The organism is Paenibacillus sp. ACRSA, from assembly GCF_022346845.1.
Lineage (GTDB): Bacteria > Bacillota > Bacilli > Paenibacillales > Paenibacillaceae > Paenibacillus.
The window spans coordinates 958580-983342 of record NZ_JAKRNP010000001.1 but is presented as its reverse complement, the minus strand read 5'-3'; the positions used below and the strand labels follow the sequence as shown (position 1 = coordinate 983342).

Below are 24763 nucleotides of genomic sequence, written 5' to 3'. Positions count from 1 at the left end.
AACGCCCAGGGTGTCCCGGCGAACGCCTTGGAAAAAGGAATTGAAGAAGAGCTGGCCACTGTATGTATTATGTATTCCCGCATTCGTATTTGTTTGTATCTTTTCATATGGTCCGATGGTCGGTCTGCTCATGGCTTTTCAGGATTATAAACCCTGGCTCGGGATCTCAGGTTCCCGCTGGATCGGGCTGGACAATTTCGAAAGAATCTTCCGGTATGACGAAGCAACGCAAGCCATTATCAATACGTTGATTATCGCCGTTTCCAAAATTATCGTTGGTATTATCGTACCTATTGTTATGGCTATTCTGTTAAGTGAGCTGCGGAATGTTGGCATTAAGAAAAGTGTGCAGACACTCGTTTATCTGCCTCATTTCTTGTCATGGGTTACGGTTGCAGGGCTCATGATTAACATCCTTGGATTGGATGGAGGCATCAACCAGATGTTGACCCGCATTTTTGACATCGCTCCCATTTACTTTTTGGGTGACCCGGATCTGTTTAGATTTACGGTCGTAGTCAGCGATGTATGGAAAAGCTTTGGGTTTGGCATGATCGTCTATCTGGCGACCATTGCAGGGATCAACCCTTCGTATTATGAGGCAGCCGAAATTGATGGTGCGACACGTCGCCAGCAAATTTTATACGTTACCCTGCCAAGTATGCTGCCGATGATTATTGTCATTTCTACGCTCAGTCTGGGAAATATTCTGGACGCAGGATTTGATCAGGTATTCAACCTCTACAACCCACTTGTCTACAGTACGGGAGATATTATTGACACCTATGTTTATCGTTCTTCCTTGTTGAATGGGCAATACGGATTCGGTACAGCGGTAGGGTTGTTCAAATCGGGGATCAGTCTCATCTTGATCGTCGTATCCTATAGGCTGGCCTATAAGTATGCCAACTACAAAATATTCTAACAGGAAGGAGGGAGAGGCAGCATGTACCATAAGACGACAGGGTATAGAGTTTTCTCGATTTTCAATTATGCGTTTATGATCTTGGCAGGACTGGTGTGTTTTCTTCCACTGCTTCATTTGCTCGCGCAATCCCTCAGTAGTAAGGCGGCAATAAGCGGTAATTTAGTATCCTTTTGGCCGGTCGGCTTCAATATGGATGCCTATGTCAAAACGTTTAGCAATTCTAATTTTATCAGTTCCATGTGGACTTCGATTCTACGAACGGTCCTGGGAACATCCATCAGCATGTTTATTCTTACTTGCGCAGGATATGCGCTGTCTAAGGAATTCCGGGGGCGCAACGCGCTGATGTGGTTTTTTATCTTCACGATGCTCTTCTCCGGTGGATTAATTCCTTCTTATATTTTGGTTACAGGTCTTGGTTTGAAGGATACCATCTGGGCGTTGGTCTTGCCGGGAGCCTTCGGAGCGTATAACCTGATTCTTCTTGTCAATTTCTTCAAAACGATTCCGAAAGCGCTGGAAGAAGCAGCATTTATCGATGGAGCTTCCTTTTTTGCAATCCTTAGCAAAATTTATTTACCGTTGTCTCTGCCCGGAATAGCTACGGTATCCTTGTTTATTATGGTGGGGCACTGGAATTCCTGGTTTGACGGTATATTGTACATGTCGGATGCGAGTAAGTATCCGCTAGCTTCTTTCCTACAGACCGTAGTCGTGCAGAGCAACATGCAGAACATGGCGATGAGTCAGTCGGAAGTGGAAGCGATGTCGGAACAGAGCATCAAGGCAGCTCAGATTTTTGTCAGCACACTGCCGATTATTATGGTCTATCCTTTTTTACAACGCTATTTCGTGAAGGGAATTGTGCTGGGGGCCGTCAAAGAGTAACAACAAGAAAAGGACACAGGCAATCCATAGAAACAGCCATTTGATCGAAGGGGGAGTATCTCTATGAGAAAAAGAAGTAACGTGTGGAAAATGTTAAGTGCAGTCATGTTGTCAGCACTTGTTGTAGCCGGTTGTAGCAGTGGAGAGAGCAATAATGTTGCCACGCCAGAATCCGTGCTGAAGGATGGGAAGTATGATCCTCCATTGACCATGACGATTGCCAAACAACAGGATGAGAATTCGGGGAAATATATCAACGGTGAAAGCCTAAATGACAATGTGTTAACTCGCTGGGGCGAGGAAAAGCTCGGCATTAAGATCGAAACTACGCTGCTTGGGGGTGATGCTTCACAATATAATACCAAGTTACGGCTCGCACTAACGGGTTCAGAGAAGCTGCCAGACGTTCTACCGGTCTATGATACGATGCTGATTAATGACTTAATCGAATCTGGACAGGTGAAGGAAATTACGGAAGATATCGCAACATACATGCCTGACCGAATCAAGGAAATCTACAAACAATATCCATCGACCTTCAATCCGGTTGTTCGGGACGGCAAAGTGTATGGTATGGCCATTGCGCCAAATCTCACAGAAGGTGAAGTCATGTTGATTCGCCAAGATTGGCTCGACAAGCTGCAATTGAAAGCGCCAACAACACTGGAGGAGTTCGAGCAAGTCATTGCGGCATTTACGAATGATGACCCGGATGGTAATGGCAAGCAGGATACATATGGCTTTACTTTCTCGGGAAAAGATTCTTACAACACAGGCTGGGTGAGTGATCCGGTCATGATTTTCAGTGCATATACCGGTAAACATCTTCCGCGACAATGGTTGAACGACAATGGCAAGCTAACCTACGGATCGGTCGCTCCAGGCAACAAGGAGGCACTTGGCAAGTTGCGTGATTGGTACTCTAAGGGATATTTGAACAAAGAGCTGGCTACGCAGGGAGCATGGGATGCTTTGTCTGACTTTACGGAAGGCAAGGCGGGTATTATCGTCGGTCGACCTTGGTTATACGGCAGTGTGAAGGATGTGGAGAAAAATATAGAGGGTGCCAAAGTTGTTCCCTATCCAACCATCCAAGGTGTGAACGGGGATAGAACCTATCAGACTGCCCAATTGAACGATGGCGTATTTATGTTTAACAAGGACTTTCAGAACATGGAGGCCTTCTTCCTATACTACGATAAAATGTACGATGCGGCATTTGGCACAGGAGAGTTTAAATACGGCTATGCGCAAGGATATGACTACGATATCGTCAACGAAGAAGTCACCTTTGACCCACAGCAATTCAACACACCATTGGAAGCGGTGCAAGGGGTAGGGAAGATGGCCTTTACGAAAAATACACCAAGCGTCGACGGTCCTGGTCAGTCTTACTACGATCTGGCTAATGGGGTAGAACCGGATACAGGTGTTCTACTTCAGAGTGATTCAAGGGATCAAACGACCAAAGACGGATATCGAATCTCTTATGAGAACCGGGAATCCTTGGTACCCAATGATTTTAACGGCCCACCTACACCAACGATGCAAAACATATGGGAACAGTTGACGACCATGGAACAAGAGATATTCACCAAGATCATTTATGGCAATGAACCGCTCGAAGCGTTCGATACCTTTGTTAAGCAATGGCATGAGAAGGGCGGCGATGAAGTAACTGAGGAAGTCAACGATTGGTACAATCAAGCGAGCAAGACAGATGTCATGGCATTGATGAATCTGAAATAATAAGGAGATGACTCAGCGTGATGATAAAAAAATCAAGAATAGCAATCATTGTTGCATTTCTATTGCTGGCATACCATTTCTCTGCTGCTGTACCAACCACTCAAGCTGCGGGTGAAGAGACGAATATTGCTGCAACGCTGTTTGTACTAAAGAACGATTCTGAGGTGAACAATGCCAAGATCCACTGGGCGCCTGTTGACGGAGCAACCGGGTACGAATTGCTTCGCTCCGAGAACAATGGGGCTTATGAGTTATTACAGACCTTAACTGGGACAACAACAGATGATTATGATCTTCAACTAGGTAGCACGTATACCTATCAAGTGAAAGCGTATGGGGGAAGCTCCGTGCTAACCTCCGCGGTTTCACCCGAATATACGCCATATGTGCTTCCAGAGAACCTGACTACGTTTGATAATACAACCAAGTCAACCCTGAACTTACCTAATGAACTCAAAGTCGGGGATACCTACTACAGATTCAATTTTGTTCAGAAGCCAACAGGTGGATTCGGTCAGATGATCCAACAGACGTCAACCGATGATATTACCTACGGTAACGATCAAGTGGTGCTCTCTTACACCGATCATCCGGATTTAGCTGATAGCAAATTTGAGGGGATCAATATTCTATATCATGAGTCCACGAATAAGTTTGTATTTTGGGCTCACTATGAGAACAGTAGAGATTACACACTTGCCAGAGTGTCGGTGGCATCAGCCACACCTGGAGAAGATTTTACATTTCATAAGAGCTTCCGACCAGGTGGAAATGAATCTAGAGATATCTCCATTTTCAAAGACGATGATGGTACAGCGTACTTGATCTCTACGGCGAATAATAATTCGGATACGATATTGTATCAGTTAACCTCCGATTGGCTGGATGTCGATCATCAAGTGTCTACCATTTATCAGAACCAGCATCGGGAACTGCCTAAAGTAATCAAAAAAGACGGCATCTATTATTTATTTTCCTCCCAAGCTGCGGGCTGGTATCCAAGCATACCGATGTACTCATCTGCCACAAGCCTCGATGGAGAGTGGTCTGAACTACGCGTGATTGGTAATACCTCTACCTTCTCGGCACAGTCTGGCTCGGTTATGCGGGTGACGCCAGATACAGGCGACAATATCGTGATGGTTGCATATCGCTGGATGTTCGGATGGGCAGGCACGCAAAATGGAACCACAGAGGAACGATTGTTACCAGTTTGGTTCTCTAACGGATACGCATTCTATGATTATTTTGATCAGGTGTTATACGATACAGTCAATGATGTCGTCGTGCCTGTACAGGACGGAAAACTACTGTCACAAGGAAAAGAGGCAACTGCACAAACGGCAACAGGAACAAAACCAGCAAGTTACGCTAATGATGGAAGCTATCAAACCGAATGGGTAGGTACCAGCGTGGCGTGGCCACATTGGTGGAAGGTAGATCTCGGATCGGTGCAGCAGATTAACAATGTACAGATTTCATGGTGGATGCAAAAAGGCTCCGAAGGATTCTATAAATATAAAATCGAGACGAGCAACGATAATGTGAATTGGACTGTCGCATTGGATCGAACGGATAATAAATCCTACGGATTTACTTCTGACACTCTCTCTAGCACGGCCAGATATGTGCGCATCAATATGCAGGGTGCAACGCTTCATAATAATCCTAACAACTGGTACACACCAAGATTATGGGAAGTCAAAGTGTTTGGAGAAGACATCGAGTAATCTAGCGACTCAGCGACTTAGTTAACGATGTAGTGACAATGATGTTTTCCAATCGTGAATGACAACAGAAGAGAGGTAACGTCATGAAGACACAATTAGTCAACGGTAGTCTCTGGAATGATATCAACGGTGAACCCATTCATGCTCACGGTGGGCATATGTTATATCATGACGGTTACTATTATTGGTACGGTGAAGATCGTAGAGACGATAAATACGTGAGTTGTTACCGATCCAAGGATCTTTTCCATTGGGAGTTTCGAGATCATATCCTGACAACTTCCACACTTGTTGAACCAATTCGGGTTCGTACGAAGTTAGAATTGGTGAATGACGAAGGGGGTAAAGTGAACCTTGAGCGCCCCAAAGTGCTTTTTAATCCACTGACTAAGAAATTTGTACTATGGGTGCACTATGAAAATGGAAAGAACTACAATGATGCGGCATGTGCTGTAGCCACTTCTGATTATCCCGATCGTCAATTTGTCTATCATGGTAGTTTCAATCCATATGGGTATATGTCGAGAGACTGCACACTCTTTCAAGATGATGATGGAACGGCCTATTTTATCTCAGCTGCCAGAGACAATGCGGATCTTCATATCTATCGTCTTCAGGAGGATTACCTGAATGTAGATTGCCTCGTTTCCAAGCTGTGGCAAGGAGAATACCGGGAAGCACCAGCTGTGTTTAAGCGGAATGGGAAGTATTATATGCTGACCTCTTTTTGCACAGGTTGGGCTCCGAACCAAGGGAAGTATGCGATGGCCGATTCAATGGAAGGTTCGTGGAGCATGCTCCATGATTTCGGTGATGAGACGACGTATCGTACACAGCCGGCTTTTGTACTGAAGCGATCAGCGCAGGAATATCTATATTTTTCGGATCGCTGGAATGGGTCGGATTATTTTCAATCAAGTTATGTCGTGTTGCCTATTGAGTTCAATGGCGCTGTGCCCGTTCTTAACGAATACGCTACGTTGAATTTAGATGGCGATATGGATTTAATTCGTTTCGAGAAGTAGGTTATACCTTATGATCTGAGTCAGGCGCCCCATAATAATAAATACTAGAAAGCTCTACGAGTCGTTCAATGACTTGCAGAGCTTTTTGGAGTTTTGCCAAGGTTGAGCAATGTGTTGTTTCTAATGCCTAAGTCTAATTCTAATTCCTAAAGGTATCTACCATCCAATTGAAGAACTTCTGCTTTTCTTCATAGTGGGGATAGTGAGCTGACTGCTTGTAAGAGATAAACTCTTTGTGCTCTGCTTCAATGTTGTCGAAGAACAACTTAGCTGCATGGGAGGAGGTCATATAGTCGTAATCCCCCATTATGAAATAAAAGGGTAGATCCAGCTTCGTAATCATGGAAGGCAAAGGATGATTCATGGCTTCACCGATCAGCACCTCTTGTGAAAATATAATCCCTTTATTATAGCGTATAGCATCAAGCATATTGTATTCACTACTGAACGTCATTCCGAAGAAGCTAGCTTCGGGGCTGTCCATCAACCTTGAAGCACCCCCATAATGCGTCACCATATCTCGTGGTACAAAGGCTTGCCCTTGTGCAATGGCATCATATATCTGCTCCAACTGGTGTATGTCCTCATCATTACTAGCCAGCCGAGCTTGTTCCATGACTGTGTTCCATCCGTCCGTCTCGCTCTGCTGAATATCTGCCATTTGTCCAACTCCAATGTAGGCTTCGTATTTGTCTGGTGCTTGCTGTGCAGCAAGGGTGCCGATGTACGTGCCGTAAGAATGCCCCATCAAGATCACTTTCTCTTTCCCTAGACGTGTAGTGATGTAATCCGTGATGGCTAGTGCATCTTGCACTAACAAGTTAGCGGAGAGATTAGAATAGTCTTCGAAAAAGTGATAGGATTTGCCACTTGCTCTCTGATCATAGTTGACCATCGTAAATCTCGTTTCCAATAGATCCTGAACCTTCTTGGCATAAGGAATCTCAGATGCACCAGGTCCACCGTGGATATACAGAATAACCGGATTACTCAGATCCTGACCCCGGATCATGATCTCATGATCTGTGCCATTGATGTTCACTTGTTCTAGTACATGGACACTGTTAGAACCTTCTATTGAGGCTGTCCATGTTGGAAAATATAGAACGGCAATACTTAGTGCCATCACTGTAATACTCAAGCATAACAACATGGTTTGTTTCACCTTTTTCATAGGGTATGTACCTTCCTACTTCGAATTTATTGATGTGCTAGTTGCTCATGAACGTATACCTAATGTTACTTGATCGGTAATCATTTCAAATCGTACGCTGGTGTGAGATTATAGTCCGTCTTGAGTCTTAGGTGGAATCTTGTCGGATTCTACTGTTGTTAGGTGTTGCGAGGGAGCGATCTGGAGCAATATATGAGGAAATAAAAAAGTTGATCAAGCGGTTTATGTCGACCGATAATCGAGAGTTTCGTTAAAAGAATTTACGAGTTTACGTTCATATAACAGGGCTTAATATAATATGTCAGCGATATGAGCAAAAGCGACAATTTTACTTATCATCTGGAGTCATATTTAGTGTTCGTAGCGAGTCACCGATCACGTTCTACGCGCTCTTTAGGGTGATATGAAATTATTTACAATTCATGCACAATCCACAGATTTCCTTTTTACAAATCGCTCCTATAATAGCAATCGTACAAGGTAATTTTGAGTAGAAACGTGGAAGTATGGGGGGATGAGCCAGCAGGGGTTAAACGAACATTTTGCATCTATTCAATACTTGATTCTTGTAGCAAATGATGCAAAATGCTGATCCGAGCAATACGCAGAACATGAACAGCAGGACACAACAAACAAGGCAAATTATATGGGAAAAGAAGGGTGAACATAGCCAATGGTAATGAAAAAGGCGTTAGTAGTGTCCATGGTAGCCACAGCGTTAGGCACTTCTGTAGTAAGTGCGGTCTCGGCTGCTCCTGCCGTAAAACCTGTCTCCAATGCAGCTCAGATCCAACATTCCACGTTTACGATAAACGGTAGCACCATCACGATTCGTTCGATCGTTAAGAACGGTGAGACGTTAGTATCGCTTCGTGATGTGACGAAAGCCATCGGTGCACAGACCGAGGTACATAACGGAACCACAACAATCAAGTTAAATGAACATACTGTGCAGCTTGAGCAGAATTCCAAGCAATTCGTAGTTGACGGTACAACAACGAATCTGACCCAACCGGTTACCCTGATTGGGGGAACGAGCTACGTTGCACTTCGTCCGCTTATTGCTGGAGTTGGCGGTACACTTGTGAAGAGAGCCGGCGTGCTTGAGATCAGCACGATTCCATTGTTGGCTGAAGCCGAGAGTCCACGTTTTGCTGGAACGGATAAGCTAGTGGTGTCCAAAAATGACGACAAGGGCAGATCGGACTATCTCGTGAATGCAACGAATGGTAAATATGAACTGTTGTTCACGACAGACGGTGGATCAGATCTCGTTATCTCCCCGAACGGTGACAGAGCGGTCTATACCAATGCCGAAGGAGCCGTCTACACCATTGACCTTAACACACAAAATTCAAAATTAATTACGAGTGATAACAGCATCAAGTCAGATCTGGTGTGGGCAGCAGATGGTAGTGCAATTTACTTTTTGCAAGGGGAGAAAGGATCGGTCATTGCCAAGCTGAACCTGGCTGATGGAGCCATTACCAAACTGGTGGAAGACAAGGTGGATTATAAAGAGAATTTGAATGTTTCCGCGGATGGCAAGAAATTTGTCTATACAGTAACGTCACTTAGCAAAGTCACTTCGGATGCAACGAATGTTGACGAAGATAATGTATCGATCGATTTCTCATCTGATCAACAGCAGATTTATTCGTATAACATCGATGATTCAAAATCGGAAGCAGTGAAACTCACAACTACAACCGATGACAAGCTGTTTGTATGGTCTGCAGATGGACAGAAAGCTTATTACGTTAGCGTACCGTCTACAGAGGGTAAGGCAACACTGATGTCTGTTGATTCATCCCAAAAGGTGAGCTTTGTATATGCTGATTATGACGTAGAACAAGCAATTCTATCGAACGGAAAATTGGTTGTGCTTGCCGCTCAAGATGACAACAACAGCGTGATTTATTCCATTGATACGATCACAGGCAACCAAACGAAGCTATTCACGGTATCCTCGAACGTATCCTCCATTGCGGTTGTTGGATCCCAGATTGCAGTAGTTGAGAATGGTCAGGTGTTGGTGAGTTCAGGACAGGGCTGGAGAGCTGTAACGAAGTAAGGTTTGAAAAAATCAAATATTAACCATGCTTGTTAAATTGAGAGGAGCTTATTTTCCCATGAAAAAATGGATCAAACCCTTCACAGCAATGCTTATGGCTGTAACGCTAATTGGTGGACTTGGTGGCGCTACGACTGCATCAGCTGCCAAAAGCACGGAGAAAGGCAAAATCGTAATTAATGGTTCCTCGGCTTTGCTGCCACTTACCCTTCAAGCGGCTAATGAATTCAAGAAGGATAATCCCAAGGTCAAAATCTCTGCTTCCGCAGCGGGGTCAATCACAGGCCCTCAATCGGTTCGTAAAGGCATTGCTGACATTGGCGCGGTAGACTGGGATGCTTCGAAGGACGTACCTGGCTTCAAGAAATTTGATGGCTTGGTAGCGAATCCGGTAGCTGTAACAGTGTTCACGGCAGTTGTGAATACGAATGTCGGTGTAAGCAACCTGACAACCAAACAATTACAAGATATCTTCTCTGGCAAAATTACGAACTGGAAAGAGGTAGGCGGTTCGGACGCAAACATTGTTGTAGTTAACCGTAAATTCGGATCAGGCACACGAGTTAACTTCCAGCAAAAAGCACTGGATGGTAAGGATTTCATGAGCAAAGGGGACAACTACAAAGAAGTTGGCTCCAGCGGTGACATGAAAACAACGATTGAAACGACACCTAATGCGATCGGATATATCGATCTTCCGTATGTAACGAGCAAAATGAAGGCTGTCTCCATCAACGGCGTAGCACCAACAGAGAAAAACGTGCTGAACAAAACGTACAAAGTATGGGGCATTGGATATTACATGACGAAAGGTCAGCCAACAGGGGCTACCAAAGCGTTCATCGAGTATATTCAGAGCAGCAAGTTCCAGAATGGTTCCCTGAAAAAGCTGAAGTTCATTCCACTCGCAGCTGTAAAATAAATTATAGTGCGTGTTCAAAAAGGTCGGTTTTCAGTACCGAGAAGATGGGATGAAGCTAGAAATGGAGTAGCGGAGCGTAGGCAAAACTACGTGAGCAACGGACATTTCGGCTGAATTCCATATTCGACGCTGAGATGCCTTAGGGCATCCTTCGTAATCAAAAGCGGACTTTTTGAACAACCTCTTGTAGCCGTTCGTTAATTCCACATTTCATAAGGCAAGGGATAGCCAGCTTCCGCGCGTGGTCGCCAAGCTGGCTTCTCTATGTGAAAGGAAGAGTTCGTCATGATGGATATGAATGCACCTGCCAACAGCTCCGCGCCAAATGAGCTTGGCTCAGGTGTTGGCAAGGCTCCCGGCTCGGGAACTCGCTTTGACCGGAAGGCTCGCTTAAGGTGGTCTAACAAACTATTTCGCGTGATCTGTATTAGCAGTGCACTATTGGTATGTCTGATTTTGTTATCTATTCTGGTCCTCATGCTTCGGACGGGTATACTCACATTTGCAGATGTTTCATTGAAGGAATTCTTCTTCTCCACGAACTGGGACCCCGAAAATGAGCATTACGGCGCGCTGTCCTTTATTCTGGGTACGCTGGCTCTGACAGGACTCACCATGCTGTTTGCCATCCCGATCTCAGTCATCGTTGCAGTATTTCTGGCGGAAATGACACCGAAATGGCTTCGTCAAGTGTTACGTCCTGTGCTAGATCTGCTGGTGGGTATTCCTTCGGTCGTATATGGTTTCCTGGGACTGACGATCCTCATCCCATGGCTTAGGGATATAAGTGGCAACGATCTCGCCGACGGTCTGCTCGCAGCTTCCATCGTGTTGACCATTATGATTCTGCCTACGATTAGTCGGATTAGCGATGATGCCATATCAGCCGTGCCGAATAAATATAGAGATGCCGCGTATGCCCTAGGTACCAACCGTTTTCAGACGATAACCCGTGTTGTCTTACCTGCGGCAAGAGGTGGAATTACCTATGCGGTCATTCTCGGAATGACGCGTGCTATCGGGGAAACGATGGCTGTGGTAATGGTTATCGGCAATACAGCGCAGCTTCCATACAGTCTGTTTACACCAACGTCTGTGTTGACGAGTAATATCGTTATGCAAATTTCAAGTGTAGAGTTCGATTCTACTTGGAATCGTGGTCTGTACATGATGGGCTTTATTTTGCTCGCGATCTCCATATTGATGATTGTTGCCGTAAGAATGTTCCAGAGAAAAGGGGTACAAGGCTCATGAGTATGAGAAAAGAGGTAAGCGCAGCTTCCCCTTATTCATTCAGTAAACGCAGAAAAGCTTCCGTGCTGATGGATCGTCTGTTTACGGGCATGGTCTGGGGCATAGGTATCGTTGTCATCTTATTTATCATTGGACTGCTATTTCTTCTGCTGCAAAAAGGTCTTCCAGAGCTGAGCTGGGACTTCTTATATGGGTTACCAAGTGAGATTGAAGAAGGCGGTGGAATTGGACCGGCACTATTTAATTCCTTCTATGTGCTGATCATCTCCCTGCTCGTCTCTATTCCAATCGGCATGGCAGCCGGAATCTATCTGGCGGAATTCGCTCCGAGCAATAAACTCATTGAGTTTGTACGGATCTGTGTGGAGGGATTGTCCTCTGTTCCGTCGATTATTTTTGGATTGTTTGGCATTGCCTTATTTGTGGAGTTCTTCGAAATTGGTCTAACCATCTTGGGTGCAGCGATCAGCCTTGCTTTCTTGAATCTGCCGGTGCTGACGCGGGTGACCGAAGAATCGATTAGAGCGGTGCCGGTTGAACTTCGCAATGCATCGTTTGCACTGGGCTCAACGCATTTACAGACGATTCGCAGTGTATTACTGCCTGTTGCCCTGAACGGCATTATGACAGGGATCTGCCTTACCGCAGGTCGAGCATTCGGTGAGAGTGCCGTTATTATTTTGACCGCAGGTGTGTCCACTTCAGGGGAGATGTGGGATTTCAATCTGTTCTCGCCAGGGGGAACCCTCGCCGTGCATTTGTGGTATATCCAATCCGAAGCGATTGTACCGGATGCTGAGCTGATTGCACAGAAAACGACGGCTGTACTGATCTTTGTAGCCTTGCTCATTAATATTCTGTTCCGTGTGCCACTGTGGTTGAATGCACGCAAGACTCAAGTCTAAAGCGGTATGCTTAGTCTAATTTGAAGAGGCGACTTGCGAGGAAGAGCTTACCCTTACGTAAATATTGAATCTAAATGTATAGGTTAATTTACGAAATTATAGTTTATCTGGCTTATTCCTTCGTCGTAACAAATAAGTAATGTATTTCATTTCCCTTGGGAGGGCACCTTGTGCAACCGATTATCGAAATTAATAAGCTGAATCTATATTATGGCACGTTTCAAGCACTTAAAGAGGTCTCGATGGATATCTCGGAACGAGCCATTACTGCCTTTATCGGGCCGTCTGGATGTGGTAAGTCCACGCTGCTACGCACGCTCAATCGGATGAATGATCGCATTCCCGGCACGCGCATTGAGGGTAAAGTGGCTGTAGGAGGAACCGACATCTATCATGGTGAAGTGCATGTGGAATCTCTCCGCAAAAAAATCGGAATGGTCTTCCAGCAGCCGAATCCTTTCCCGAAATCCATCTATGAGAATGTTGCTTTTGGGCCCAAACAGCACGGCATTCATGGCAAGAAAAAGCTAGATGAGATCGTTGAACAGAGTCTTCGTTCGGCGGTGTTATGGGATGAAGTGAAGGATAACTTGAAGCGTTCCGCATTAAGTCTATCTGGAGGACAGCAGCAGCGTCTCTGCATTGCGCGTGCATTGGCAGTAGAACCGGATATTTTGCTGATGGATGAGGCTACAGCGTCCCTTGATCCCGTCTCTACCTTCAAGATTGAGGAGCTCACACATGAGTTGAAGGAACGCTACACCATCGTCATGGTCACCCACAATATGCAGCAAGCGGCGCGGGTATCCCAACAGACGGTATTTTTCCTCAATGGTGAGGTCGTGGAGTACGGCGCAACTCAAGATTTATTCGCAAGTCCAGTCGATTCGCGTACACAGGATTATATTAGTGGTCGATTCGGCTGATCAAGCAAGCGCATTAGAAGTTATATTATACGACAGCTATATTAAATATCAGATGCAAGTCTTTCAGAGCTGTTCTGAAAGACTTTTTGTTTTTCACATTTTCCAAGGAGCCTTCGGGATGTTATAACGGAAAAAGGTTGTATGTTCATGCTTAACATAGATCCAGGGCGGTGATGGGGGAGTGTGTAACGCTTTGTATAACGGGATTCCTTCATCGCTGTCGGCATACTCCTCAATCGCATCTATATCCTCAAAATCAACCTTTCCCTGATAGGATAAAGTCTGTCCGTTAAGCGTGACATGAGGTGCGCCTGACAAAACTCTCTTCGCTGTGTTGAACATGCCAACCTTTCCCGAAGACCATAGGAACAGATCACTTGCAACGAATAAACTAACCAAAACGACGATGCTCACGATCCATCGCTTTTTGTTCATTGTCATGTGCTTGACCTCCGTTAAGTAGGATGGAAACTAACTTTTAATTGTTGGAACAGATGATTGTTGATATTATCATTACATCGTTTAACAGCGAAATACGAAGTCTTTAGTAGATGAGGGGTACATAAAGTGAAATTTTTATTTGAATTGATGTTAACCATGCTAATGATAGCAAATGGCTCAAGTGGCGAACCAATTACCAAGCAAGAGATTCTGAATTACTTAAAAACACAACATTTGCAATACGCAGAAGTGAAAATTGTTAGTGATCAATCTGCACTCCTAGTTGATGTAAATGGGGAGAATGCTACTGCTTCTATACTTACCAAATCTCCGGACAATAAGCTTGTAATGCAGCCATATCAGTACGCATGGGAAGAGGATGAAGAGGGCATCTCGGTACAAAAATTGGGTGACTATCTGGCTATTGTTATTCATGACAAGGCTCTCAGTCATGATATGGATTTTGTTAATATTGTTTATATGGATGAGAGTGGAGTTGAAAGAAAGGATCGTTATTATTTTAAAGGCAAGCAAGCGATCGTTATTCCAATACCACTCCAACAAAGATACCTCGTTGTAGCCATTTACGGAAATGATGGATTTATCCATGATATGGTTAAACGCGTATTTTAAAATTTTAACATGTTCCATCTCAGTATCTATGATCATCACTAACTTCATCTGGGGAGGATAAGTTATGCAGAAACTTTTTCAGGAAATTATTAAAAATGATATTAAACCCTATTTTACCAAACAGGGGTATTCTAAGCAGGATCTAAACTTTCAAAAAGCGGATGGAACTTTGATTTATAAGTTCAACATTCAAAAAGTAAAGTTCAATACCGTTCATCGTGTCGGTTTCTATATCAATATTAGTATTCATTCCACTGAGTTGGCTGAATTGCAGTCTGGTCAGCCGGGTGCAAACGTCGTGGAGAATAAAGCTCATTTTACCTGCCGGATTAGAGAAATGGTTCCATCCGCTCCAGATGAATATGTCCTAACAGCCGAGATTGACCCAGAGTCCATAAAGCGAGAACTACTCGCACATTTAGAAAAAGCTATAGCATTCCTACACAGCATAACAAGCGCCAGAGATATAGTAGAGTATTATATGGCTAAGACAGCACTACATTTAAGTGACGAAACCTTCCGCTTTCTACTGCAAACCGGCGATACGGAAGAGGCCAGACGTTATTTACAACAGCTTCATACCAAGTACGGAGAACAAAAGCGCTGGGCGATATTTGATAAGAAATTTACAGCTATTTTTGCCGAGTACGGAATTGAGCTCTAACACCGATCTGGAGAGGGAACTATTTTACCCAAACAGAGTCTAGAACAGCGTCAACTTGTGGAATTTTAGTGACGGATGGTTTATCAATGAGATTGCCTTTGACCATAACCATCGAGATGTCAGACAAGGCTTCAATCTGTTCTAACGGATTCTGTTCCAGCACAATCAGATCAGCCTGTTTACCAATGTCCAGTGTACCTGTAACCTCATCAATGCCTAGAATTTTCGCATTTGTACGGGTCACCATGTCAATAACGTGTTTGTTGCTCAGGTTGGTCTGTCTCATATAATGATCCATCTCTCTCCACATATCATAATGAGTCACGAAAGGCATTGCGGCATCCGTACCGATCCCAACCGTGATATTGTTCTCAATTGCTTGTCTCATACTTCGGAGCATGGAATCATAGACCAATCTGGAATTCTCCTTCACCGTTTGACTAACCTTGGTCACACTTGTATCCAATGAAGCGGAGGGATAACCGGCTTGCAAAGTTGGAATCAGAGCAGTGTAACCATGCAGGGAATTAGGGTTATTTTGATACAAACGAATAATCTCATCGTCCATCTCTGCACCATGCTCAATTGTATCCACGCCACCTTGCAGCGCAACTCGAACACCTTCTGTACTTTCCACATGGGCTGCAACTCGCATACCAATCTTATGTGCTTCATCGCAGATCGCCGCAACTTCTTCGACCGTCATCTGTAGACGACCAGCCTCCCCAACCATCTTCGCATCTGTCACACCACCTGTGACGCAGATTTTGATCAGGTCGACGCCGTGCTTCACATTGATTCGTACATTTCTTCTTGCCTCCCAAGGCGAGTCGCCCACCAGTGCCAGGTAAGGAGCACCATGCCCACCCGTCACACTTAAGAAGAACCCCGAGACAAGTAGGTTAGGACCGATGAATTCAGCGTTATTAATCTCATCCCGAAGCTGAACATCGGTGTAAAAGAATTCTCCCACACTGCGCATTGTCGTCACACCCGCATGAAGTGCAGTGAGCGCGTTGCTTTTCATTCTTTTTTTCAAAATCCGTCTACCGAATGACGTATTCAATATCCGATTATAGGCGAATTGCAGCATACCCTCACTGACCGAAAGACTGAACGGCTTCCCATCGGCAAACAGGTGCACATGTGCGTTAATGAGCCCTGGCATCACATATTTTCCTGAGAGATCCATTGTAGTGTAGTGGCTTGGGATATGTAGCTCATGATCTTGACCGATATCCTGAATTAGTCCGTGCTCATTGACGAGAAGGGTCATATTTTTTTTCAGATTACGGTTCGCATCTCCGTGGATTAGGTTAACGTTTTTCAATGCATAAGCGGTGTTCATATTGTGTTCCTCCTTAGGTAGTAGGGTGCTTGGTTTAAAAATGAATTAATAATTCATTTTTGAGTTAAAAAAATAGGATGACTTCTGATATGGATTTTATACGTGCAAACCAGATGAAGTTAAATCGATCTAATCTGCACGCTTTGTATTGTTTTCTACCCATGGATAGGGGATGACAGGTCAGTGGCTGTTATTCGTTCAAGCTCTTCATCCCGTAGAGTCTGTATACATACAACGCTTCAAATATCTGCTTGCGGCTGTCCTCACTCATCTCGCGTTTTAACAAGTCCAGGTTCATGTCGATCACGTTGTGAGCGAGAATATCGAGCAAGATTAAGTTTTCTTCGGTGCAAATCTCATACCGTGTATATTGATTCTTGAGATAAGCCTTCTTGGTCTCGATCATCAGCTCAACAAGTTCATTCTTGGCGTTGGTGTAGATGGTTCCTTTGTTCTTTTCAAAAATAATCACGATCTGATTCCGGTACTTCCGTAATACATCCACTTGTTCCTGCAACAGTGCAGACTTACGCTCACTATCTATTTCTTCGAACAAGGTTTGGTTATCAAAATGAATCGTCTCCACCAGTACCTTCTTCAGATAATCTACCAGATCTGGCGGCACGACCGCATAGAATAGATCCTTCTTATTCTTAAAATAGGTATAGATATTGCCCACGGAAATGTTAATCTCATTCGCAATATCACTCATCTTGGCATCCACATAGCCCTTCTCGAAGAAGACTTTGAGCGCTGCGTATTCAATCTCTTTCCTGACTTCGTCTTTCTTGGCTTGCACCATCGGGAACGACTCCTTAATAGTGAATAGATGATTCGTTATTAGACTAGACCTTTTTGGAGAGGTTGTCAAATGGGTAACTACATAAGGTGCTTGAGAACATATGTCTAATTATGAGATGAAAAATAATCTAATAATGTTGGTACTTATTTCATAAGCAAAAAGCTAACATGTTTCTAAAGAGTTGATTGGTGAAAATTGTAATAAATTGAGTTCTGTTACATGACTCCTACAGAAGCAGAAGAGGTGTGATTCATGAGCATTATTGATGTAAGCGGTATCACGAAAGTGTATCGGCAATACAAGCGATTCCCGGGACTGATTGGTTCCTTGAGAAGCTTGGTAACGAGGCAGTATACGGAAGAGGTAGCTGTACGCAATATCTCATTTTCAATCGAGGAAGGAGAAGCGGTTGGTTATTTGGGGCCAAACGGAGCAGGTAAATCGACCATGATCAAGATGATGACAGGTATATTGGTTCCGACCTCAGGACAATTGAGCGTGCTGGGCTCAACCCCGCATGAGAACAGACAGCATAATTCGCAGCATATCGGTGTTGTGTTTGGACAACGAAGTCAGTTGTGGTGGGATCTTCCCGTTCAGGATTCCTTCGATCTTCATAAATACATATACAAGTTATCAGATGATACATATCAAAAAAATCTCACCATGTATTCCGAGTTGCTATCGTTATCCTCATTTATCGAGAAGCCAGTCCGGCAATTAAGCTTGGGGCAGAGAATGCGAGTGGAGATTGCCATGGCCTTATTACATGATCCTAGAATATTATTTTTGGACGAACCAACCATCGGTCTGGATGTAATGGCCAAAGAACAGATTCGAGAATTTCTAAGAATGATTAATCAGGAGAAAAAAGTCACCATCGTACTGACGACACATGACATGAAGGATATTGAAGAGATCTGTCAACGTATGGTTGTGGTGAACAAAGGCAATATGGTGTACGACGGATCAGTGGAGCAGCTGCGCAGAACGCTTGGTGACCAGCGACAGGTGATTATTGATTTTCGCGACGAGCCTGGGGTAATCGCAATTCCTGAAATGCAACTAATCAAAGACGAGGGATTGAGGAAAACGTATTTGTTTGAAAAAAGCGACAGAACCGTATTTGATTGCGTGAATCAGATCGCGCGTAAGCATGCCATTGCAGATGCCTCGATCGAAAGCGTAGACATCGATTCAGTCATTCGAAAGCTGTATAAGAAGCTGGAGGAAGAAGATCGAGTGAATGCGCATGAGAGGAGAGCCTAAGTTGAAAACGTACATTATGTTCGGGGTAAAAACATTCTCCAATCAACTTTCGTATCGTTCTGAAGTCTGGCTAAGATTGTTAGGGAATTTCGTCGCTATTCTGATTCTGACTGAAATATGGAAGGCCGTATTAGGGAATGGAACCATTGAAGGCATCGGTGTAGAGCAGATGATTACATATAGCATTATCAACACACTTCTGGCTGCCTTACTGCTGACTGGCATTAGCTCTAACGTAGACAATAGTCTCAAGACAGGCTCCATAGCCTCTGAACTGATCAAACCGATGTCTTATCCGCTTCATTTATTATCAGAAGGACTGGGAAATTCGTTGTACCAGTTGGTGTTCACGTCCATTCCTTCACTAATCATTGCATGGGTGTTTTTTGGCTTTCTTCCGCCAGCTTCTGCGACCCATCTGTTATTATTCTTAATTGCGTTGCTCTTGGCCTTGGCGATCTCTTTCTTGTTAGGGTATCTCATATCCCTGCTGGCTTTTTGGCTAATGAATCATTTTGCGTTGAATTGGATGTTGGGTGGTCTTATCACGATTTTCTCCGGTTCCTTTCTACCCTTATGGTTCTTTCCGGATTCGTGGGTGACCGTGACCAAAATTTTGCCGTTCTTGTATCTAGGGTATCTTCCTGCCGCTGTTTATTTGGGAGCGATCCCTCTTCAGGAAATAGTCACGTTGATCTTCACAGGTCTGGCATGGATTGCCGGACTTACGCTCCTCGTGTGCTGGTTATGGAATAGAGCAATCAAACGTCTGGTTGTACAAGGTGGATAAAGTAGAGAGGCTGATCTAAATGACTTTCAAATTGTTCGGGAAATTAGTCTTTTTGTTAACCAAAGAACGAATGGAATATCGCGGGGACTTCCTGCTTGCCGTGATTGCGCAAATCATCAACTATACCGGCGACTATATAATTATTTGGCTGTTCCTACGTAAATTTGATACATTGGCTGGCTGGACCTGGCCTGAGATTGCGCTCTTATATAGTCTGGGGCTATTTACATATGCACTTGGAGCATCGTTTTCATTTGTGCAAATGCGTGAACTGGAGAGTCAGGTGAAGAATGGAACGTTTGATTCGATCTTGATTAAACCCGTCAATCCGTATCTGTACATCGTATGCCGAGGGTTTAACTTGGGCTACCTTGCACATGTGGCGATCTCGGGGTCAGTGTTGCTGTGGGCGCTGTATAAGTTGAATCTAAGTTTCACCTGGGTAGAAGTGGTGTACCTGATCCTCTGTATTATTGGCGGAGCCATGATTCAGGCGGGATTCATGTCCGTGATCGGGGCTGTATCCTTCGTGTGGGTCAAAACAAACTTCCTGTTCACCTTATTTTTCAAATTTAAGGAGTTCGTATCGTACCCACTTCCGGTATTCGGTACCTTCATCCAAGTGCTGTTAACGTTTGTCATTCCATTTGCGTTTATCAATTTCTATCCGGCTGCATTTCTGCTAACAAAGGAAACCGCACTTCTATCGTCATGGACGATGTGGATTGTACCTATAATGGGTCCGCTCTGTTATTTCCTTGGTTATCGGATATGGATGTCGAGTGTGAATAGGTACCAAGGTGCGGGTGGGTAGTGGAATGGGAAGAAGTGAGTTGGAAAATTTATAGCTGGTTCTTATAGAAGAAATGAACAAGGAGCACTTGTGTAGTGCTCCTTGTTTTTGTTTATTTTGTATTAACGAGTTCAATGATGTCAGAGTTGGCTTTCTTTAGAGCAAGCGTCTTTTTATCGTTATTAGACAGTAGTTGTTCAAAAGTCACGTTATATAACTCTAAAGCTTTTCTCCAGTCACCAGTCGTAGTAACCTCAGAAGCTTTGGAGAGGAACTTCTCGTAGATCTTTTGTTGTTGTTCCTCCGAAGGAAGTTCGTCATTTTCGAATTGTAGACCTAAATAAAATGTCTTACTGTCTGAGTCGTAAGCATAATGCGTTGAGGTGACATCATCTTCATTTGCTTCAATATTTATACTTGATTCTTGCATCTTCTTAATTAGATTATCCAGAGAAATTTCTTCTTTCTCGTTACAGGCAACTAGTAATATTGAGGCAAGGGTTATTAGGCTTATGATTATAGTCAAGCGCAACTTGGTCATCATGATCCTCCTTCAAGTTAAAGTTAAGAAACACTATTATTTTCTCGTTATTAAAATAACATTTATGTGAATTTATTTCATATCTAATTATACTTATAAAGTCTATACATCTAAATTCATAGTGAACGCTGAAAGATGGAATGGTACGTTTTTACGTACCACATTACTCTTCTCAAAATGTTAATCTCTCCTTAAACAAAGGAGTGGTAACATGACAAGTACCAACAGTGAGGATCTTGCTTCACAGTACGCTCAGCTCGTCCAATTAGAAGACGATTACGTCGATCAACTGGTCACCTGCAACAAGCTGATCCTAGACGCGATGGACATCATCGCGAAGCGTGCAAAGGTGCTGCACATGGACACGGTGAAGCAAGCGGCATATCACCTCCACAATATGGAACAGGATCTGAACCGTAAGTTATTTGAAGTCAGACTGAAGAAAAGCATCTTGGCAAACCACATGAGCCAGTCTACATAGCAACAATTATAATGAGGGACAGTATAGATCATCTTAGGATGATACGGTGCCGTCCTTTTCCTTTTCCAACAAAACCGTTTTCGTTTCCAAATAAAGCATTGACTTTCTTCACTAATCCACCTACACTGTCAATTATTAAAATACTTTTAAAAACAAAGTTTGAACATTTTAGAATCATGTGAAATGAAGGAAGGGAGGCGCACATCTAACGATGTTACCAACATCACACAACACCCAACAGGTGAAGCGGATTAACGTTGAACTTGTGAAGAATACACTCAGAACGATCGGTGTGGGCACGAAGGCTTCCATCGCTAATCTTACCAAGCTCAGTGTGGCAACATGCGGCACGATCCTGAATGAGTTGCTTCAGACAGGTGAGATCGTGGATCTGGGTCCGGATGAATCCAGCGGGGGAAGACCAGCAAGTCGGTATCAATTTAATGCTGATTATGCGAGTGTGTTGTGCCTTATTATCCGAACAGAGGGCGGCATCCATTCGATTACCCATACGCATGCGAATCTAAACGGCGAGATGTCGGATGAGCAGACACTCATGCTGGATGAGATTAATGTGTCGGTGGTTGAGGATCTAATCGCTAAACTAATTGAACAGCACCACAACGTACAGGCGATTGGTATTGGTATACCCGGTGTGGCACACAACGGCGTGATTGGTCTCTGTGATGTACCGGAGCTAATGTTTCAACCGCTGGGGCAGAGACTCAAGGAACAATATGAAGATGTAGAAGTGGTCATTGGCAACGACATGAACCTGACGGTGTACGGGCTATATAACCAGCAACAATTTGAGGAAGAGAAGAATTTTGCGGTTGTGACGTTTCCAGAGAATCATTTTCCGGGTGCAGGATTTATCATTGACGGTCGTCCGCTGACGGGGAACACAGACTTTGGGGGAGAGGTGTCCTTCCTGCCTTTTGGTGTGTCCCGTGAAGAACAGTTAAGAATGTTGAAAACAACAGAAGGCGTGAAGGAACTGGTGATCCGCACGTTAGTTTCCATTATTGCGATCATCAACCCTGCCACAATTGTGGTCACAGGAGACACAATGAACCCAGCGATGCTAGATGACCTCACACAGGGCTGCCTGGATCACTTGATTCCGCAGGAGCACATGCCAGAGTTAATCATCCAGCGAGATACGCGCCATGCATATGTTACTGGGCTGGTGGCTGTGACACTGGAGAGCTTGACTTATCGCATTCAGGTTATCGAGAAGCAGTGGTAGGTACTACTTTTATATGAGTTAAGCAAAGCTTTTACACGACAACGGAGAGTGCAGAACCAATCTGAAGAGCACGTTTATCACCGGATTTTTCCCTTTAAGAAAGGGATCAGGAAAATCTGGGGATAACAGTGATCGGAAGATGGTACGGCAATCGTAGTGGTGAAGTGTAATCATTTTTTTCTGAACTTACAGGAGGAACTTATTTTGAGTCAGCAAGTAGATACCCAAGGGAACAAGAGAAAGTTCAACAAGCTATATGCCATGCAACTGGCAACGATTTTTCTAGGCTTTATCGTATTTGGTATATCGGAAAATATTAAGGGGCCAGCCATTCCGCGCATTCAATTCGACTTCAATCTGGATGAGAAACAGCTCGGAACGCTGTTGTCCCTGAACGCACTAGGGTATCTGATCGCATGTTCGTTCACGGCTATACTGGTTCGCAAATGGGGCATCAAGGCGGTAAGCATCATTTCATTTGCCTCCATGATCCTGTCTGGCGTGTTCATTTATATGTCGCATAACTACCCCCTCTTTGCTTCATCGTACTTCTTCATGTACATCGGAAACGGTATGCTCGAAATCGCACTAGCGATTCTGGGTGCACGAATTTTTGTGAAAAATACAGGCATGATGATGAACTTATCTCATTTCTTCTATGGACTAAGTTCAACAGTTGCTCCTTTGCTCGCAACAGGAGTGATGTCTCTGACGGTGTTTGGGCACGAACTGGATTGGCGCGGCATGTACCTGGTAATGCTGTCACTCTGTCTATTGCCAATTATTGCGGCACTGCGTAGTAAATTCCCCGGAGACGATCTTGCTCACGAAGATCGGACTTCGCTCAAGACATTAACACGTGATCCTGCAATCTGGCTAATGGTGATGATTCTTTCTTTTGGCGTAGTATCGGAACTTGCGGTCGGGGGCTGGCTTGTTAACTTTCTAGAGAAAGCCTACACGTGGGATACAGTAAAAGCATCCGGTTTGTTATCTGCCTTCTTCCTGGCGTTCTCGCTCGGACGATTGATACTTGGTCCACTAACGGATCGGATTGGATTTGTATTGTCCCTGATTGTGTTTTCGGCATTCTCGGCAATATGTACGTTTGCGGCTATCTTGGGCGGAGAGAGCCTGGCTGTACTGTTCGCTGTATCTGGCGCAGGTATTGCGATGATCTATCCTACCGTGATGGCGTTCATCGCCAAGCGTTATCCGAATGGCAGTGATACCGCGATAACCTTCACCGTTACCCTCATGGGGGTTGGTAGCGTTATCGGTAACTATCTGATCGGCTGGGTTATTGAAGTTGTGAAGCAAATGTACGGTGCATCAACGCAGCTTGGTCTACTGCGTGGACTTCAGGCGGGATATGGATTTATTGGACTGTGTGCAGTCATTTGTGCGGTGTCTGGCGTCGTGTTGTACGTGTATTTGAAAAGAAGACAGGAACTTATCTGACCACAGGAATATGGCATCTTAATAGGTGCATGAACATGATTCAAGCACTGACGAACTTGTCCCTCTAGGGGCATAATCGTCAGTGTTTTTTTGCGTCATGTGAGTGATGTGATTACACATCGAAGAATTTTTTGTAGTAAGGGCACAGGGTACATCCGAAGTTACAGCGAGTTTCTTAAATTTATCGAAGTTTAAGATTGTTCTGTGATCAAAGTAGTAAGTAGTCATATGCTTTAACTGAATTTATATAAATAATATTAAAGATGTTACAATCATTGATTTTAATAAAGTTAAAGTTTATAATAATATTATTAAAGTGAAAACATGTTAAGGAGGTTTCCTTATGACGATCAAAAGTGTCCCTGAATGGATGATTAATCTCGATGAAGAGGATGTTACATTTATCAAAAAATTCATTCTTCAATCCGGATCGCTGAAGCAAATCGCCTCTATTTATCAAGTTACATACCCGACAGTTCGTCTCAGACTCGACCGATTGATTCAGAAGATCCAGATCACAGAAAGGGAAGATCAAGATCCGTTTATCTCTCTCGTTAAGAGACTGGCCATCAACGATAAGATTGATTTTGAAACAGCCAAGCTGCTTGTCAACGAATACCACAATTCGAAGGATAAAGGAGAGAGAGAATTATGACGGTTACATTGACGTTATTTCTTATTGTCCCCTTGCTCATGTTGGTGGGAGCTTTAGCATT

Annotated in this window: 24 protein-coding genes; 19 read left to right on the top strand and 5 right to left on the bottom strand. The window is 44.0% G+C overall.

The window, feature by feature from the left end; translation table 11 throughout:
- Positions 1-130: 130 nt before the first annotated feature.
- The 5 genes from MH215_RS04530 (at position 131) to MH215_RS04510 (ending at position 6320) form a co-directional block, all read left to right on the top strand.
- Entirely contained in the window at positions 131-925 is a 795-nt protein-coding gene (locus MH215_RS04530; RefSeq protein WP_310138571.1) for an ABC transporter permease, read from the top strand.
- A 21-nt stretch (positions 926-946) separates the two neighbouring features.
- Entirely contained in the window at positions 947-1816 is an 870-nt protein-coding gene (locus MH215_RS04525; protein ID WP_239288509.1) for a carbohydrate ABC transporter permease, read from the top strand.
- A gap of 63 nt (positions 1817-1879) precedes the next feature.
- A complete protein-coding gene (locus tag MH215_RS04520) occupies positions 1880-3565 on the top strand; it encodes an extracellular solute-binding protein (protein WP_239288507.1) in 1686 nt (561 codons plus the stop codon).
- A gap of 20 nt (positions 3566-3585) precedes the next feature.
- Positions 3586-5295 (top strand): galactose-binding domain-containing protein, encoded by a 1710-nt coding sequence (locus MH215_RS04515; protein WP_239288690.1) that lies wholly within the window; start codon positions 3586-3588, stop codon positions 5293-5295.
- A gap of 83 nt (positions 5296-5378) precedes the next feature.
- Positions 5379-6320 carry a family 43 glycosylhydrolase gene (locus MH215_RS04510; protein WP_239288505.1) on the top strand — a complete coding sequence of 314 codons (942 nt, stop codon included), beginning with the start codon at positions 5379-5381 and terminating at the stop codon, positions 6318-6320.
- Positions 6321-6459: 139 nt separating this feature from the next.
- Here the strand turns inward: MH215_RS04510 and MH215_RS04505 are convergent, their stop codons facing one another.
- Entirely contained in the window at positions 6460-7494 is a 1035-nt protein-coding gene (locus tag MH215_RS04505) for an alpha/beta hydrolase (protein ID WP_239288503.1), read from the bottom strand.
- 673 nt (positions 7495-8167) lie between these two features.
- On the opposite strand from MH215_RS04505, the gene MH215_RS04500 reads away from it, so the two are divergent.
- The 5 genes from MH215_RS04500 (at position 8168) to pstB (ending at position 13575) form a co-directional block, all read left to right on the top strand.
- A complete protein-coding gene (locus tag MH215_RS04500; RefSeq protein WP_239288501.1) occupies positions 8168-9568 on the top strand; it encodes a stalk domain-containing protein in 1401 nt (466 codons plus the stop codon).
- Positions 9569-9626: 58 nt separating this feature from the next.
- Positions 9627-10490: a phosphate ABC transporter substrate-binding protein gene (locus MH215_RS04495; protein WP_239288498.1), complete on the top strand. Its 864-nt coding sequence runs from the start codon at positions 9627-9629 to the stop codon at positions 10488-10490.
- A 294-nt stretch (positions 10491-10784) separates the two neighbouring features.
- Positions 10785-11744, top strand: coding sequence for a phosphate ABC transporter permease subunit PstC (gene pstC, locus MH215_RS04490; protein ID WP_481857424.1), 960 nt, complete (start codon positions 10785-10787; stop codon positions 11742-11744).
- Entirely contained in the window at positions 11741-12649 is a 909-nt protein-coding gene (pstA, locus tag MH215_RS04485; protein WP_239288496.1) for a phosphate ABC transporter permease PstA, read from the top strand. The genes pstC and pstA overlap by 4 nt, the downstream gene beginning before the upstream one ends.
- A 170-nt stretch (positions 12650-12819) precedes the next feature.
- Entirely contained in the window at positions 12820-13575 is a 756-nt protein-coding gene (pstB, locus tag MH215_RS04480) for a phosphate ABC transporter ATP-binding protein PstB (RefSeq protein WP_239288495.1), read from the top strand.
- A 93-nt stretch (positions 13576-13668) separates the two neighbouring features.
- Here the strand turns inward: pstB and MH215_RS04475 are convergent, their stop codons facing one another.
- A complete protein-coding gene (locus MH215_RS04475; protein WP_239288486.1) occupies positions 13669-14016 on the bottom strand; it encodes a hypothetical protein in 348 nt (115 codons plus the stop codon).
- Positions 14017-14142: 126 nt separating this feature from the next.
- Here MH215_RS04475 and MH215_RS04470 point away from each other — a divergent pair, with 126 nt between their 5' ends.
- Positions 14143-14649 (top strand): ATP-binding protein, encoded by a 507-nt coding sequence (locus tag MH215_RS04470; RefSeq protein WP_239288484.1) that lies wholly within the window; start codon positions 14143-14145, stop codon positions 14647-14649.
- A 64-nt stretch (positions 14650-14713) separates the two neighbouring features.
- Positions 14714-15313, top strand: coding sequence for a DUF4304 domain-containing protein (locus tag MH215_RS04465; RefSeq protein ID WP_239288482.1), 600 nt, complete (start codon positions 14714-14716; stop codon positions 15311-15313).
- Positions 15314-15332: 19 nt separating this feature from the next.
- Here the strand turns inward: MH215_RS04465 and MH215_RS04460 are convergent, their stop codons facing one another.
- The gene (locus MH215_RS04460) at positions 15333-16661 is read right to left on the bottom strand and encodes an amidohydrolase family protein (RefSeq protein ID WP_239288480.1); all 1329 of its coding nucleotides are present in this window, start codon (positions 16659-16661) and stop codon (positions 15333-15335) included.
- A 190-nt stretch (positions 16662-16851) separates the two neighbouring features.
- Positions 16852-17463, bottom strand: coding sequence for a TetR/AcrR family transcriptional regulator (locus MH215_RS04455; RefSeq protein ID WP_239288478.1), 612 nt, complete (start codon positions 17461-17463; stop codon positions 16852-16854).
- 252 nt (positions 17464-17715) lie between these two features.
- Here MH215_RS04455 and MH215_RS04450 point away from each other — a divergent pair, with 252 nt between their 5' ends.
- Genes MH215_RS04450 through MH215_RS04440 form a run of 3 tightly spaced genes read left to right on the top strand, consistent with a single transcriptional unit; the run spans position 17716 to position 20336 of the window.
- Positions 17716-18732, top strand: coding sequence for an ABC transporter ATP-binding protein (locus MH215_RS04450; protein ID WP_239288476.1), 1017 nt, complete (start codon positions 17716-17718; stop codon positions 18730-18732).
- Between the two features lies 1 nt (position 18733).
- Positions 18734-19522 carry an ABC transporter permease gene (locus MH215_RS04445; protein ID WP_239288472.1) on the top strand — a complete coding sequence of 263 codons (789 nt, stop codon included), beginning with the start codon at positions 18734-18736 and terminating at the stop codon, positions 19520-19522.
- Positions 19523-19541: 19 nt separating this feature from the next.
- On the top strand, positions 19542-20336 hold the full coding sequence (locus MH215_RS04440; RefSeq protein WP_239288470.1) for an ABC transporter permease: 795 nt from the start codon (positions 19542-19544) through the stop codon (positions 20334-20336).
- Between the two features lie 91 nt (positions 20337-20427).
- Here the strand turns inward: MH215_RS04440 and MH215_RS04435 are convergent, their stop codons facing one another.
- Complete coding sequence (locus tag MH215_RS04435) at positions 20428-20859, bottom strand: hypothetical protein (protein ID WP_239288469.1); 432 nt, start codon at positions 20857-20859, stop codon at positions 20428-20430.
- Between the two features lie 208 nt (positions 20860-21067).
- Here MH215_RS04435 and MH215_RS04430 point away from each other — a divergent pair, with 208 nt between their 5' ends.
- The 4 genes from MH215_RS04430 (at position 21068) to MH215_RS04415 (ending at position 24702) form a co-directional block, all read left to right on the top strand.
- Positions 21068-21337, top strand: coding sequence for a hypothetical protein (locus tag MH215_RS04430; protein WP_239288468.1), 270 nt, complete (start codon positions 21068-21070; stop codon positions 21335-21337).
- Positions 21338-21548: 211 nt separating this feature from the next.
- Complete coding sequence (locus MH215_RS04425; RefSeq protein WP_239288466.1) at positions 21549-22586, top strand: ROK family protein; 1038 nt, start codon at positions 21549-21551, stop codon at positions 22584-22586.
- Between the two features lie 261 nt (positions 22587-22847).
- Complete coding sequence (locus MH215_RS04420; protein WP_239288681.1) at positions 22848-24047, top strand: MFS transporter; 1200 nt, start codon at positions 22848-22850, stop codon at positions 24045-24047.
- Between the two features lie 343 nt (positions 24048-24390).
- A complete protein-coding gene (locus MH215_RS04415) occupies positions 24391-24702 on the top strand; it encodes a DUF2089 family protein (RefSeq protein ID WP_056701518.1) in 312 nt (103 codons plus the stop codon).
- The last annotated feature ends 61 nt before the right edge of the window (positions 24703-24763 follow it).